At 67.5% G+C, this 13,377-nt stretch carries 12 protein-coding genes; 5 read left to right on the top strand and 7 right to left on the bottom strand.

Features of this window, described 5'->3' with window-relative positions:
• The first annotated feature begins 107 nt into the window (after positions 1 to 107).
• The 4 genes from JQX13_RS21205 (at position 108) to JQX13_RS21190 (ending at position 4,510) form a co-directional block, all read left to right on the top strand.
• On the top strand, positions 108 to 773 hold the full coding sequence (locus JQX13_RS21205) for a hypothetical protein (RefSeq protein ID WP_203410745.1): 666 nt from the start codon (positions 108 to 110) through the stop codon (positions 771 to 773).
• Positions 774 to 1,166: 393 nt separating this feature from the next.
• Positions 1,167 to 2,423 (top strand): hypothetical protein, encoded by a 1,257-nt coding sequence (locus tag JQX13_RS21200; protein WP_203412144.1) that lies wholly within the window; start codon positions 1,167 to 1,169, stop codon positions 2,421 to 2,423.
• Positions 2,413 to 3,897, top strand: a complete 1,485-nt coding sequence (locus tag JQX13_RS54320; protein WP_239014977.1) for a hypothetical protein — start codon at positions 2,413 to 2,415, stop codon at positions 3,895 to 3,897. The genes JQX13_RS21200 and JQX13_RS54320 overlap by 11 nt, the downstream gene beginning before the upstream one ends.
• 25 nt (positions 3,898 to 3,922) lie before the next feature.
• Positions 3,923 to 4,510 (top strand): hypothetical protein, encoded by a 588-nt coding sequence (locus JQX13_RS21190; RefSeq protein WP_203410744.1) that lies wholly within the window; start codon positions 3,923 to 3,925, stop codon positions 4,508 to 4,510.
• Positions 4,511 to 4,544: 34 nt separating this feature from the next.
• On the opposite strand, the gene JQX13_RS21185 is transcribed toward JQX13_RS21190, so the two are convergent.
• From JQX13_RS21185 to JQX13_RS21155, 7 genes are all read right to left on the bottom strand, one after another.
• Positions 4,545 to 5,435, bottom strand: coding sequence for a DUF2381 family protein (locus tag JQX13_RS21185; RefSeq protein WP_239015326.1), 891 nt, complete (start codon positions 5,433 to 5,435; stop codon positions 4,545 to 4,547).
• Between the two features lie 169 nt (positions 5,436 to 5,604).
• Entirely contained in the window at positions 5,605 to 7,773 is a 2,169-nt protein-coding gene (locus JQX13_RS21180) for a serine/threonine protein kinase (RefSeq protein ID WP_203410742.1), read from the bottom strand.
• Between the two features lie 211 nt (positions 7,774 to 7,984).
• Positions 7,985 to 8,377 (bottom strand): helix-turn-helix domain-containing protein, encoded by a 393-nt coding sequence (locus JQX13_RS21175; protein ID WP_203406222.1) that lies wholly within the window; start codon positions 8,375 to 8,377, stop codon positions 7,985 to 7,987.
• An 88-nt stretch (positions 8,378 to 8,465) separates the two neighbouring features.
• The gene (locus JQX13_RS21170) at positions 8,466 to 8,873 is read right to left on the bottom strand and encodes a helix-turn-helix domain-containing protein (RefSeq protein WP_203410741.1); all 408 of its coding nucleotides are present in this window, start codon (positions 8,871 to 8,873) and stop codon (positions 8,466 to 8,468) included.
• Positions 8,874 to 8,886: 13 nt separating this feature from the next.
• Complete coding sequence (locus tag JQX13_RS21165; RefSeq protein ID WP_203410740.1) at positions 8,887 to 9,309, bottom strand: helix-turn-helix transcriptional regulator; 423 nt, start codon at positions 9,307 to 9,309, stop codon at positions 8,887 to 8,889.
• Positions 9,310 to 9,318: 9 nt separating this feature from the next.
• Positions 9,319 to 10,482, bottom strand: a complete 1,164-nt coding sequence (locus JQX13_RS21160; RefSeq protein WP_203410739.1) for a serine/threonine-protein kinase — start codon at positions 10,480 to 10,482, stop codon at positions 9,319 to 9,321.
• A 24-nt stretch (positions 10,483 to 10,506) separates the two neighbouring features.
• The gene (locus tag JQX13_RS21155) at positions 10,507 to 11,121 is read right to left on the bottom strand and encodes a hypothetical protein (protein ID WP_203410738.1); all 615 of its coding nucleotides are present in this window, start codon (positions 11,119 to 11,121) and stop codon (positions 10,507 to 10,509) included.
• A 602-nt stretch (positions 11,122 to 11,723) separates the two neighbouring features.
• On the opposite strand from JQX13_RS21155, the gene JQX13_RS21150 reads away from it, so the two are divergent.
• Positions 11,724 to 12,701: a DUF932 domain-containing protein gene (locus tag JQX13_RS21150; RefSeq protein ID WP_203410737.1), complete on the top strand. Its 978-nt coding sequence runs from the start codon at positions 11,724 to 11,726 to the stop codon at positions 12,699 to 12,701.
• Positions 12,702 to 13,377: the final 676 nt, after the last annotated feature.

Genomic DNA, 13,377 nt, shown 5'->3' with positions numbered 1-13,377 from the left:
CGCGGTCCCGGGAAGCGGCAGGCTCCGGGTGCGCCCGGGGCCCGGCGCCTACATGACGATACGTATAGCGGTGATCCATCTTCCGAAATCCGAGGGCGCCGGTGGGTATGAGCAAGTACCGGGAACTTCTCCCGGGCACCAACCTCAAGGAGCTCCTCTTGGTCTTCCTCCCCATCATCGCCAACAACCTCGGCAAGATCGCCGTCGCAGCTGCAACCACCTTGGGCGTCGTGGGCTACGTCAACCGCGAGAGCATCAGCCGCTGGCTCTCGGACGAAGAGCCCGACCCCAAGGAGCGGAAGCAGGAGCACCTCCAGGACGCAGCGGGCGTGCTCAAGACGGCCGAGTCGCTCAAAAACCTTCACGGCCAGCTGGCTCCTAGCGAGCTCGATAAGAAGCACGCCGAGCTGCTGGACAAGCTGACCGCGATGAACACCAAGACGATGGGCGATTTCAGGGTGCTCATCAACGAGGCGCAGTCGGAGGTCATCACCTCCATGGCCGAGCTCGAGGGCCAGCTCGACGCCCAGCGCAGCGAGACGCGGGCGCTCGGCGAGGAGTTGCGCGAGGCCGTGGCGGACCTGGCGCGTCGCCAAGATGCGGTGGAGCAGTTTCTCCACGGGAAGGACCGGGGAGAGGTCTTCGCCGTGCCTGGGCGCCAGCGCATCGCCGCTACGACTCCGAGCAAGCAGGAGGAGACCGGCAAGAAGCCCTCCCCGAACGGCAGGCGCAAGGGCAACGGAAGCACCGCACCCGAGACGCGTGCGCCCTGACGCGCTCCCCCGCCCTCTCGCAGCTGCATGCCGGTGATGGCCCACGAGCCCCCGGCATTTTTAGTCCCGAGGTGCTCTCGCGCGAGGTCAGTGGATGTACGGAGTGTCAGCGCACCTCTGAGCCGGGGCTGAGGAGGGGCCAGCAGGCGCGAGGGGCATGCGCTCCCCTTCTGCACCGGGGGTTCATCGATCGGCCTCAGGTGACCAGTGCTGTTGGGTTACGGACCCTACGACACGAGGCGCTTTTTGCCCGCGCTGTCCAGTCTGTCCGGATTTGTCAGGGCCACCCGATAGAATGGGCGTCATCCATCGGAGGCGCTGATGACATCCACGCTGCTGGTGCTACTGCTCCTCTCTCAGGCGGAAGGGCCCGATAACCCGCCCGATGGGGCAATGGAGCCACCGCTCCCAGCATCCTCGGCCAGACGCCTGCACTACCTGGCGCGCCTGGAGGCCACCGGGTTTGCGCTGCTGCCGGGTGGCGGGACAGGCGGCGTGGAGCGCTATGTCCAATTGACCCCCATGCTGGTGCTGGACGGCGGCGAGGAGCTCGGCGTCAACCTGGGCGCTCCGGTGCGGCTGCGGCTGGGTGGCGGAGCTCCGGGCGTCGGGTGGGTGCGCCGCGAGGACTGGGACAGCCTCTCGGACTGGGGGCAGCTGGTGCGTGCGCTCAAGCTGGGCTCGGATGCCTCTCCGGTGGGGCTGTGGGCGGGCGCCCTCGACAGCTACAGCCTCCTTTCCGGGCACCTGGTACGGCGGTACTCGAATCGCTCCAATCCGGACTACCACCCGGCTGGAGCCTTTCTCACCGGCACGCTGGGCCCCCTCTACGCGGAGGCGTTCTCCTCGGATGTGCTGGGCGCGCACCTCATGGGCGCGGAGGTGGCGCTCGACTTGGCACACCTCTTCACGGGCCCGCAGGAGCAGCCGGGGCGCTACACGCTGGCTCTGTCCGCGGTGCACGACTGGGGGCGAGCCGGAGGCCACTCGCCCCAGGTGACGCTGGCGCACCTGGATGGAACGGCGGTGGTGGTGGTGCGCCCGGGCTACGAGCTGCACGTGCTGGCCGGCTGGGGTGGGCGTCCGGGCGTGGGCGGGGCATGGGGCGCGGTGGCCGGCGTGGGTGCGGATGCGGTGACGCCCACGTTGGACGCACGGCTACGGCTCGAGGTGCGAGGGCAGCACGGAGGCTTCCGCCAGGGCCTCTTCGGCCCGGACTACGAGCTGGCGCGCTTCCGCGTGGCGGGCCCTTCCGGATTGCCAGTCGTAGAGGCGCCCTTTCCCAACGGCTTCTCGGTGTACGGCGAGGCGGTGGTGGGGTGGGATGCGGTGCGACTGGGCGGGTTGCGGCAACGACACCTGCACCTCTCCGTGGGGGTGGAGGCGTTTACCTGGGGACGCGTGGACGTGGACGGGCGGCTCGCGGCGCAGCTGGCCGAGCGGCGCGTGGAGGTGGCCGTCAGCGCGCTCGCCACCGGAGTGGGCAAACCGGAGGCGCGCTACTTGTATTCGGGCGAGGTGCGTTGGCGCTTTGGCGGGTGGATGTACGCCGTGGGCCAAGGCGGCACGTTGCTGTTCCCGACACCGGACGGGACGCTGCGCCCCGGCGCCTTCGCGTCCCTGGGACTGGGGGTGGAGCATGCTCGCTGAGCTGGCGCGGAAGTGGGTGGCCCTGGTGCTTGGGGCCGTCGTGCTGTCCACCGGCTGCATCACGGTGACGCCACCTGCGGGACGCGGCATGCTTCTGGACCGCAACCCGCGTGCCTCTCCCGGGTTGGCGGGCGAGGTGCGTGGTCACGCCCAGTACGCGGTCACGGGCTCGAATGCACCCACTCGGCTGCTCCGCCGACGGGGTGAGCGCGTGCAGGGCACGGAGGTGGCCATGGTGAGCCCGGCCGAGGTGGCCGTGCGCGCGGTGGCCAGCGGGGCCAGGCAGGCGGACGCCTTCGAGTACCTGCTGCTGCTCGCGGGCCTGGACAACGTCAACGACGAGCCCCCGCGAGGCGCTCCCCTCACGCCCCAGGGGGCGGCCCGGGTGCTGACGGTGCTGCTGAACAAGCCCGTGACGCTGGGTTCGTTCCCGCCGCGCATGGCCGTCTGCCACCTGCTGCGTGAGGTGCTGGAGGGAGGGGAAGTCTCCCGCGAGGAGCTGCTGCGCCGGGTGGAGCGATTCAAGAGCGTGGCCGTGCTCCGGCCGGACGGCTACCTGGCCTGGACGCTCAACGGACGCACGCAGCAGAAGGTGGGGCCGGTGGAGTGGAAGGAGGAAGCCTTCCGCGCTGGCTCCTTCGAGCTCGGGCGCTTCTACACTGTCAGCGGTTGGGTCTTCCGGCAGGCGGACGCGCAACTGCGCCCCGTCATGGAAGGGCCCCCACTGGCCGAGGTGTATGACGACGCCGACTACATCAGCCGCACACTGGATGGGGCACAGGAGGCATATGTCGACCTGTACCACGCCGTGGGCCAGCTGCTCTCCCATCCGTCGGACAGCATCGCTTCGCTGCGACACCTACCGGCGGGGGTTGCGGCCCTCATCGCCTCCTCGCCGGAGTACCTCGAGCGCTTCCGGTACATGACTCGGGGCGAGCAGGTGAAGGCGGTCTCGAAACTGGCGACGAACCTTATCCTCACATTGGGCACGGCGGGGGGCACGGCCAGCACGCTGACGCGGACGTTGGGCGGGCTGGAGGTCACCATGCCGGTGCTGTCCCTCTCGGCAGATGGCCTGCTGGCGGTAAGGACGGTGGCGGTGTCAGCGGGCACGGTGACGACCACGCTGGAGGTGGGCGTGGGCACCATCTCCATCCTCCACATGGCCAGCAAGGATGACCAGCCCCCGGGGAGTAAAAGCAAGAATCCCTACTTGAGCTTGACGAGAGCGCAACTCGAAAAATCAAGAAGAAGCTTCATCAAGCTGATAGAGGAGCATGAGAAGAAGCTGCTGGAGTACCGTACTGATCCCTTCGCCAACGATAATCTTGGAAAGCTCAAGAACCAGCCTCCTGAAATTCAACGGAAGATCATTTCGGGACGAATCGAAGAAGTGGAGGAGCAATTGACGAAGCAGCGTGGGGAGCTGAGAAAAGTCGAAGAAGCGCTGCTGGCGTTGAACGGGGGCGGTTGAGCGTATGCAATTTCGTTTACAACAGTTGGTTCTGGCCCTGACGAAACTCGTCGAGGGGTATCAGCAGCTTGGCATCGACGTCCTGACAATCGACGACATGGACCGTTATTGGGTTGTCAGATCCCCGGAGTGGACCGAGTTCCACCAGGAGCCCAAGCTGTCCGTGGGCTCTCTCCTAGAGGACTGGGCAGGAATTCAGCGGGTGCGCCAGGGCGGCACGCCCACCTCAGTTGATTTCGAGCGCCTGGGGGCTGTGCTCCGTGTCGTCTCCGACCGCATCCTCGAGCCTTCCACCTCGACTCCTGGGGCGAGCAATGCCGTGCGCATCGACATCCATTTGCGGCAACTCCCCCTCCTCCTGACAAGACTTGTCGAGCACTTCCAGCAGGCAGGCGTCAGTGCCCTGGAGATCGACGACATGGATTACTATTGGGTTGTCGAGCCCCCGGAGTGGACCGAGTTCCAGAAGGAGCCGTCGCTCTGCGTGGGCTCTCTCATCGATGATTGGGCAGAGCTCCAGCGGGTGCTGGAGGGAGGCATCGTCACCACGGTGGATTTCAACCGTCTGGGGGCGATGCTCCGTGCGGTCTCCGAGCGTCTCGGCCGGCAGTGAACTTGGTCGAGCCGGGCCACTGCGGTGGCAGTACCTACTCGGGGAACGTCACGTTGCCGAGGGTGACGGTGCGCTGGCGCTCCGCGTCCCACAGGATGAGGGTGTACGTCCCCCGGGCCTCTTTCTCCGTGGCCAGCATCTCCACTACGACGCGACCTCGCTCGCTCTCCTGTGCGTATCCCGGCGCGGCCGGAAGGATGGCGCCCGGCTGCCAGAGCAGCAGCGGCTTGAGCACCTCGCCCTTGGGCCCGCGGAGTACCGCGCCCGCCGCCGTCCAGGGCTCCTTTCCCGGGTTCCTGAGATACACCTCCACCGCCACCCGCTCCTTCGCGCGGTAGCTGAAGACTTCGTGCTTGGCGAGAGCGTTGCCCTCCTTCTCAGTAGCGGTGTCGCTCAGGTCCTTGCTTTCAACACCCGTGCCGCGATTCACCAGTCCGGACGCGATGGCGCCGCTCAATCCATCCGGCACACCGCGCTCGGCGCGCAGTTGCCGCACCTCCGCACGACACTGCTGGACCTCAGCCTCGGCCTCCTTGGCGGCTTGCTGAAAGTGCGCCACGGGGCGCGTCTGGCGCAGCACCTTCACTTCCTGCATGCCGAGCCCGGGATGGACCACGAGCACGAAGGTGGCGCACGCGGGCGCGGCACCATCCGCGAAGCACACCTCCACTTCAGTCCGCTTCCTGGCGACCAGGTTCTCGCGGGGAACCAGCGTGAGCGTCTGTTGTCCCAAGGCCCAATCCTCGAACCATCCCCGCTCCTGAATGTTCAGGGAGTCCTGCCGGAGCAACGAGTCGAAGCGAAAGGTGATGGGCAGGCCCGGGCCGATACACACCACCGGCGCCTGTCCCTTGGTGGGCATGGCAGCCAGCTCGATACGAGGGCTTGCCGCCTCGCACTCATCCGCAGAGGGAGCCGAGGACACGGCCGAGGGAGTGGAAAGAAGGGCCAGCGCCAGGAGGCCGACAGGAGATGCCAGGAGCACGGGAGGTCAACTTTGATGGGGGCGAGCAAGCGCCAAGACGAGTCCGGCCTCTACCACACCCCTGCCCTCCAGGCGCCCGGCCTCCAGCCGGCCGAACCCACGCACGGCGCTACTCGAAGCGGTCCACCGCCCTGACGTATTGGGCAGAGGAAACCACGGCGGAGTCGGGCCCGCCGTCCGGCTTCGTTTCCACGCCAAGCTCCCCGGCCCGGCTCCGCAGCTCCAGGCAGACGGGGTACGTCTGTCCGCCCTTCGATTGGGCCTGCTTGGCCTGGGTGAAGCGACCGTAGACGCGGCCCTCCCCGAAGATAAGGCGCCCGGAGAGCACGGTGCCGGGCCTCAGTTCCCCAAAGGGCTCCACCAGCGTGAACGTGCTGAACTGGTTGACGGGGACGGGCTTGGTGCCGCCGACAACAGGGAACGAGCCTGCGGCTTCCTGCCCGATACGGATGTGCAGCTTCTCCATGGCGTCCAGGGCGCTCGAGGGGCACGCCTCGGGCTTCGGAGCCGGGCGCACCGAGGGCGCGCCAACGCAACCGCCGAGGACGGCGCAGCAGGCCGCAGTGACGCACTTCTCCGCGAAACGGGCACGCCGGGCCTGGGGCTTCTCGGGGGTGTTCACGCTGAAGTCTTCTTTGCGAAGCATGGCGGTGGTGAATGCCGGCGCGGGGGTAGGAGGCAAAAACAGCGCCGCGCTCCCGCCAGCTTGCGGCGACTCCCGCCAAACCGCCAATTCCCGGGCGAGGTAGGCGTGGAGAGTCGGGCTGTTGCCGGAGGACGTAAAAGGTTCTGGTGCAACGTGGCGCTGCGCCATGCCTCCTGCCCGAGAGGAGGGAGAGGCGGCAAGCACCGCGCCCGCGCTGGCCGCAGCCGCCACTGCCATCAACACCAGCACCAACGCCGCCCGGCGTAGGCCGTCCAGGGCCACGGCGCGCACGGGCAGAGTGCCCATGAAGGTGGGGAAGGCCCGCGAGACTACGAGCCTCAACGGCCCTCGCCTGGGAGCGGCCTCGCGTGTGGGTCCTGCATCCTCCACCTGGGAGGCGGCGACAGCCGGCGCGGGAGCCACGGAGCCCTGCGCCGCCGGCAACGGCGGAGCCGGCACCTCCTCCTCGGGGAACGGCACGCCTTCCCAGGCATGGGCGGGGAATATGGCCGCCATACGCGCCGCCAGGGCCTCGGCCACCGGCGCGGGGCTTGGAGGCGCTGCGGGCAGCACAGGCGGGGCAACGACAGGAGGACGGCGCTCCTCGTCACCCTGCTTCTTCTGTCCGCGTCGCGGCAGTGCGAAGCACCTGCGCACCGCGAGCTCCTCCTCGTCCCAGGGCACCTGCGCTGGAATCTCGTCCGCCATCGCCTCTTCCGGCGCGTCCGGGTCGCCCAGTGGCACGTCCCAGCTCGCGTCGCCCTGGGCCGCGGCCAACGCCGACTCGAGCGCTGCGCACAGCGCCGACATGTCCGGGAAGCGCACGGCGGGCTCCTTCACCAACATGCGCATGCACACGTCGGACAGCGCCTTGGGCACCCGAGGGTTGCACTCGTGCGGGGCCGGAGGAGTCGTGCCGAGAATCGCCTTCACCATGAGAGGGTTGCGCCGGGTGCCAAAGGGCAGCCGGTTGGTGAGGAGCCAGTAGAAGGTAACGCCCAGCGCCCACAGCTCGTCGGACACCTGGGACTTGTAGCTCACCGGCTCGCCCGCGTTCTCCCCGAGGAAGCGCCACGCCTCGGGGCTCACGTACTCCTGCGTTCCGGGTGGAAGCACGCTGGAGCCGGGCACCGGGGTGGCGTCGGCCACGGCACCTATGCCGAAGTCCACCAGCACCGGCTCCGCGTTGCGCGATCGAATGATGATGTTGTCACGCTTGATGTCACGGTGAAGGACATTCTTGCGATGCACCGCCCCGAGGGTGCGGGCCAGTGTCAGCATGAGGCCCGCGCACCGGCGGGCACACGGGTTTTCCGTGAGGGCGTACTGCTCCAGCGTCAGGCCGTCCACCCACTCCATGACGATGTAGAAGTAACCGTGGTCCGGATCCGGCCAGCGGTCGTAGCCACGGACGCGGACGATGTTGGGGTGCTTGAACTTCTGGAGGATGGACACCTCCATGAGGCCCCATGCGTCCAGCTCGCGGGCGCGGAAGAACTTGATGACGAAGAAGCGGCCCGCACGTTCGGCCTTGAAGACGAGCCCCTGTCCGCCATCGCCCAGCCTCGACGTGAGGCGGTAGTCACCAACAATGTCCCCGGACTCGGGCTGTTTGAACGGCGGGAGTTGCATGGAATGAGTCGACCTCCGGAGTTGGAGGCTAGCACGACTCGGCTCTCAGGTTGCGCTCCTCGGATCGCACCTGGCGCGTGCCCGTGTCCACGCGGAGCACCGGCGTTTGCCTCGCGTACAGCGGCCAGAGCCAGGGCGGCGCACACCAGCACCCCTCCAAAGTCCGGGTGCAGCTCGGCCCCTGGCTCCAGCCCAATCTCGTTGCGTCCGCTCACTCGTCGTCGGTCGCGTTCTCCAGCACCTTCAACACCCGAATCAGCCGCTTCACCTTCGCGGGGCTCCACCCGCGCAGCATGCTCACGAGTTGCAGCAGCTCCGGCGACAGGTTGCCCTCGGGTGCGGGCGCATCGACGGAGGCGGCCACGTCGGCGGAACTCAACGCGAGCAGCGCGTCCGCGGAGATGCCGAGGGTGCGCGCGAGCTTTCGCAGCGTCGGGACGGCGGGCATCATTCCGCCGCGTTCAATGCGGCCGTACACGTTGGCGGCGATTCCGGCCTGGCGCGCCACCTGGGCCTGAGTGAGTCCCAGCCGCTCGCGTGCCGCTCGGGCCACTTCTCCCAGGGATTGCTGGAGCTGTTCGGGCTGTAGCTGTTCGAGTTCCATGGGTCGCATCTACCAAAGTCCTCCGCGCGTCATGCCGCACGCCGGATGGTGAGGGTCCTTCATCGGTCCAGCTTCAGGCGGGTCATGGTCAGCAGCGCGCATCCTGCGTCGGGAGCGTGAGCTGTCGGGAAGTGCTCGAGTTCGTCGTGAGCATGGCCTGGGCCACGCTCCGCAGCGCTCTGAGCTGGCGAGGTTTCATCCGGCGTGCCGTGCGGAGGAATTCGTGGACAGCCGGCCTCTCCTTCGGAGGCGGTGAAGTGAACCACGCGGGCGGCGTCGGAGATGAAAACCCCAGCAGGGTGTTGGCATCCACCTCCAGCACGCGGCAAAGCCGCTGCACCGTCGGAAGGCTGGGCATCATCTCACCGCGCTCGATGCGTCCGTAGACGGCCACGGCTAGCTCCGCGCGTTGAGCCACCTCGGCCTGAGTGAAGCCCTTGTGGACGCGGGCGGCCCGCGCGGACTTCCCGAGGTACTTCTTCAATGCCACGTCCATATCCGCGAGTTCCTCATGAGGCAGCGCGCTTCGAGGTGCGTGAGACCCCCGAGCCCGAAGGGGGCAGCAGTGCGCTGGCGACGTTGCTGAGCGCAGCGAGGTGGCGCGGCTTCAGCTTGCGCACCGTGCGAAGAAGACGGCGCATCGCGGGCGGTTCATCTTCACCGGGAATCTCAAGGGTGAGCCAGGCGGGAGGCGTCGAGGACGAAAAACCCAGCAGCCGGTTCGCATCCACGGCCAGCGCGCGACATAGGCGCATGAGCGTGGGAAGGCTGGGGAGCATGTTGCCACGCTCCAGGCGTCCGTACACCTCCGTCGCCACGCCAATGCGCTCAGCCGCTTCCTCCTGCGTCAGCCCCGCGCGTGCACGCGCCTCGCGTGCCATCGCTCCGAGGTGAAGGGCCAGCTTCGCTTGTGTCTTATGTACCTGGGCCATGGTGCGTTCTCAGTGGAAGTCGTCGGTATCGATGTCGGGCGGCACGGGGAGCACGCCCCGCTCCACGCCAGCGTGGGCGGCCAGCTTGTCGAGGTCGAAGGCTTCCTTGAGAATCTCGGCCAACTCCTCCTCGGCCTCCTTCGCGCCGTAGGGTTGAGGTAATCCACGAAGGTAGGCGCGCAGCTCGTCGCGCAGCTCGCCCGCGATCTGGTAGCGCTCATCTGGGTTGGGGCGCAGCGCCTTGGAGACAATCTGCCGTAGCGGCGTCGGCACATCCTCGGCCACTCGTTGAACCTCCTCCGGGCCAAAGTGCAGCACGCGGTCAGCGAGCGTCTCCAGCTTGATGAAGGTGGGCACCTCGCTGCGGACTTCGGCCGGAAAGCGGCGCTTCACGTCACGCCACAGAGAGTCGGGCGGGTCGAGGGGGTAGCTCGCCAGGAGCATCTCCAGCAGAACCAAGCCGACCGAGAATATGTCTGCGCGTCCGTCGAGATTCCTGGGAGTGAGCACGTCACGCAGGCCCGGCTCGGGCCGGAGGAAGCCCAGGAGAATCTCCGGGGCGATGTAGGACGGGTCCCCCCGAAGGAGTCCGTCCGGCGAGCGGATGCGGCCCAGCAGCTCCGAATAAGCGGCGCCGAAGTTGGTGACCTGGACGCGACCATTGCGCCCGAGGCGGATACGCATGGGGCCCACGGCCCGATGCACCAGGTGGAGAGGACGGCCCGCTTCGTCCACGGCACGGTGCGCGAAGTCGAGGGCGTCCGCCACCTCACCGGCGACGTAGGCGGCGAAGGCCGGAGACAGGCGGCGGCCCACGGCCACGGCGGCGTCCATGGCGGTGAGGAGATAGCAGCCGCGCATGTGCTCCATGACGATGTAGGGCAGCTCGTTCTGCACCGCATACCCGTACACGGCGGCGATGTTGTTGGGGTGCCGTAGGAAACGGGCGAGCCGCACCTCCTCGAGCACGCGCTCCAGTCCCTCATGGCCCTCCTCCAACACCACGGGCTTGAGCTCCACCAGCTTGACGGGCCCACCCTCCGCGTGTTGGCGCGAGGCGAGCAGGAGGGTGTCGTACTGGGGGTGGGTGACGAGGTGGCGCAAGATGCTGTAGCGGTAGCCACCGGACTCGAAGGTGATGCGAGCAGCAGGGCCGTGAGGTGAGCGAGACATGGACGAGTCTTGGCGAGGAAGCGGCTAATGGGATGCGGCGGACTGCCCGCCAACGGAAACGGGTTGCGGCTCGTTGTTCTCATCGGGCCTGTAGAAGGCGCCCAGCTCGTAGTCGCCAGCGCGGTAGGTGTTGTCCTTCACCTCCACCGGACCTACGCATCGCTCGGCCCTGCCGGTGAGCGCCTCAGCGAGGTAGCCGTCGGGGCGGAGCACCAGGAGGGGTTTGAACTCCTGGATGCGACGACCCAGCTCGGCCCGGGAAACGGCGGTGCTCTTGAGCGTGATGTCGAGCAGTAGCACGTCCGCGACGAGCCAGGGGGCGTACTCCACGGGCTTGGGCGGATAGAGCGGGTAGAGGTGAAACTGCAACCGGAGCTGCTTGGCCTGCTCCGGGGACACCTCGCGTCCCGAGGGCAGCAACTCCGGAGGAAGCCCCGCCCGCATGAGCAGCGCTCCGAACTCGTCCAGATCCGCGAGTGCATCCCGGGTGGTGGCATACGCCTGAGGCTGACTGTTGCTCGCACAGGCGACAGGGCACAGCAGGACCAGGGAGAGCAGCGTGAGAAGGCCCAAGGGGGGGCGGGCGGGAGTCGAGGCAAGACGAGTCCCCGTCCGACGCGAGGGAGAAACGCGCGGCATGACAACACCTCCGGTGTGTTGGGTTGCGGCTGGATTGTGCAGCTACGGGTAACACAGCCAATCGCAGAAGGAAAGCCCAGCACTACCGCCAAGGTTCCAATCCCTAGTCAACCCGTCAGAGCGGCACAGCCCTGGTTTCGGGGGAGGAATGGTAGCCAAGGCGTTTCGTGACGTGAGGAGCCAGAACACATGGGTTACTCCTCTGGTAGCGTACAGCCCCGAATATCAAGGCTCACGTGGTTCGCCGTACGCCGGGCTCAAACCATCACCGTGGCCCTCATCGCGTAGTGCGCGGCAGCGAGACACGGAGGGTCGGCTCGCCATTCACGGCCACGCCGGAGCATTTCTTTACGCGGTAAAGAGAGCTCCGCCTCCGCCATGAACGAGACGAAGAGCCGCGGTTCCGCCCCCGCCGAATCGGAAGTGCACGCCTCGGTATAAGCCCCTGGCAGGGACTCCCCCTGCTGGCGTCGGCCAACCGACCGCCGCAGTCCTCCAACCCATCCAGAGGTGCGCACCGCGAACGAGCGGGGCACGGGCCCATCCAGCCCGCGTTCCGAGAGCTCGAGGCGCGCCCTCACTCATCGACAAGGAGGAGCACCATGCCTCACGACATCAAAGAAATGGCCTTCGTGGGTCAGGTGCCCTGGCATGGCCTGGGCACGCAGCTGCCGCAGAATACCGACTACGAGTCCATCGTGGAGGCCGCCGGCTTCTACATGGCAGAGGAGCGGCCCGTCTTCGCCCCGGGCATGGATGAGCCCATTCCGGACAAGAAGGCCCTCTTCCGACAGGACACCGGCGGGTACCTGTCTACCGTCTCCAAGGGCTACGAGGTGATTCAGTTCGAGGACGTGGCCCGCACGCTCGTGGAGGCCGCGGGCGGTGTGCGCTGCATCTTCCACACCGCTGGGACTCTGGGCCGCCACGGCGAGCGTGGGTGGCTATTGGGCGAGCTCCCCGAGCCTATGTGCGTCCGGGGAGACAAGAGCATCATCAAGCGCTACGTGCTCGGCTACACGGGGCACGACGGGACCACGGCCATCACGCTCAAGAACGTGGCCACGCGCGTGGTGTGCCAGAACACCATCGGTGTCGCGCTCGGGGAGCGGGACGGGGCGGAGTGGCAAATCCTGCACACTTCAAGCGCTAAGGCGCGACTCGACGAGGCCGGCAGGGCCTTCCGGCGCTTGGTGCAGGGCTACGAGCGTTTCGCGGCGCTCTCCGACCACCTCGCCATGACGCGCTTCAGCGAGCACCAGCTGCGCAACGTCATCGACGTGGTGATGCCGCTGCCCCAGGACGAGACCGAGCACCCGCGCCTGATGAAGGGGCGCAACAAGGTCGTGGAGCTGTTCCACGCCGGACGGGGCCTCGAGGGTTCCATCCGCAGCACCGCGTGGGGTGCCCTCCAGGCGTTCAGCGAGTACGCCGATCACCACCGGCACACGCGAGTCCCTAAGGGCAAGAACGTGGACACGTTGCGCCTTGAGTCCATCTGGATGGGCAAGGCGGCCAGCTTGAAGCGACAAGCGCTGGCGGCCATTGCGGACACGGCTCGCATCCGGCTCGCGACATAAGGCGACGGCCACCGCCCTGCGAGCACAGTGCCCCGGGGTGGCGTGAGCGCCCCTTGTGCCAAGGAGGCAGGCGTCGTCCACGGCGCCCGCTTTCTTTTGGGGGCCGTGTTTGATCACGCAGCGAAGTCCCCTCCTCCAAGAGCACAAACACCATCAGGGCCAATGCTCCGAGTCTCCATTCCCGAGCCATTTCTAGTCGTTCGCGAACTTCGTGAACGGGTGCAGTTAACGGAGCCCCCAAGGTACCTGCCTCGGGGGCTTCGCCTTTTCTCCCCTGATTTCCCGAGGGTTTGCGCGTCGGCGAGCGTCGCGTGCGTCGGGACGGCGCTCGCACAGAGAACGCCGCGGGCGTGAAGACGGGCGCGTCGAGGTCGCGCGGGACGGCGTTCGCGCTCTCTTCTCATGCCCACGGGGAGAGAGAAGCCGAGACTTGGTTAACAGCCGACCCTCTTTCTCCGGAACGGTGACCGGGTGATCAACTGTCCCACGCGGGGCCGGACTGTTGCTCATCGGGGCGCTGTCCCGCGCGAGCTGCGAACGGGCGCCCACGTTGGCGCGTGGCGCGTCGATCACGGTGGTCCGGGGCGTGGACGCCACTGCGGGCTGCAACGCGCACATGGGCGCGTTGTGCGCGCCGGGCGTGCGCGACCAGAGACTGGTGCGGGACTGGCGCGGG

This window comes from Archangium violaceum (genome assembly GCF_016859125.1).
In the GTDB taxonomy this organism is placed as follows: Bacteria; Myxococcota; Myxococcia; order Myxococcales; family Myxococcaceae; genus Archangium; species Archangium violaceum_A.
The sequence above is the reverse complement of the archived record's forward strand: the minus strand, read 5'-3'. Positions and strand labels throughout refer to the sequence as shown.

Coding starts and splice junctions, on each gene's coding strand:
- JQX13_RS21205 (WP_203410745.1), top strand. CDS start 108: ATGAGCAAGTACCGGGAACTTCTCCCGGGCACCAACCTCAAGGAGCTC.
- JQX13_RS21200 (WP_203412144.1), top strand. CDS start 1,167: ATGGAGCCACCGCTCCCAGCATCCTCGGCCAGACGCCTGCACTACCTG.
- JQX13_RS54320 (WP_239014977.1), top strand. CDS start 2,413: ATGCTCGCTGAGCTGGCGCGGAAGTGGGTGGCCCTGGTGCTTGGGGCC.
- JQX13_RS21180 (WP_203410742.1), bottom strand. CDS start 7,773: ATGCAACTCCCGCCGTTCAAACAGCCCGAGTCCGGGGACATTGTTGGT.
- JQX13_RS21175 (WP_203406222.1), bottom strand. CDS start 8,377: ATGGAACTCGAACAGCTACAGCCCGAACAGCTCCAGCAATCCCTGGGA.
- JQX13_RS21170 (WP_203410741.1), bottom strand. CDS start 8,873: ATGGACGTGGCATTGAAGAAGTACCTCGGGAAGTCCGCGCGGGCCGCC.
- JQX13_RS21165 (WP_203410740.1), bottom strand. CDS start 9,309: ATGGCCCAGGTACATAAGACACAAGCGAAGCTGGCCCTTCACCTCGGA.
- JQX13_RS21160 (WP_203410739.1), bottom strand. CDS start 10,482: ATGTCTCGCTCACCTCACGGCCCTGCTGCTCGCATCACCTTCGAGTCC.
- JQX13_RS21155 (WP_203410738.1), bottom strand. CDS start 11,121: ATGCCGCGCGTTTCTCCCTCGCGTCGGACGGGGACTCGTCTTGCCTCG.
- JQX13_RS21150 (WP_203410737.1), top strand. CDS start 11,724: ATGCCTCACGACATCAAAGAAATGGCCTTCGTGGGTCAGGTGCCCTGG.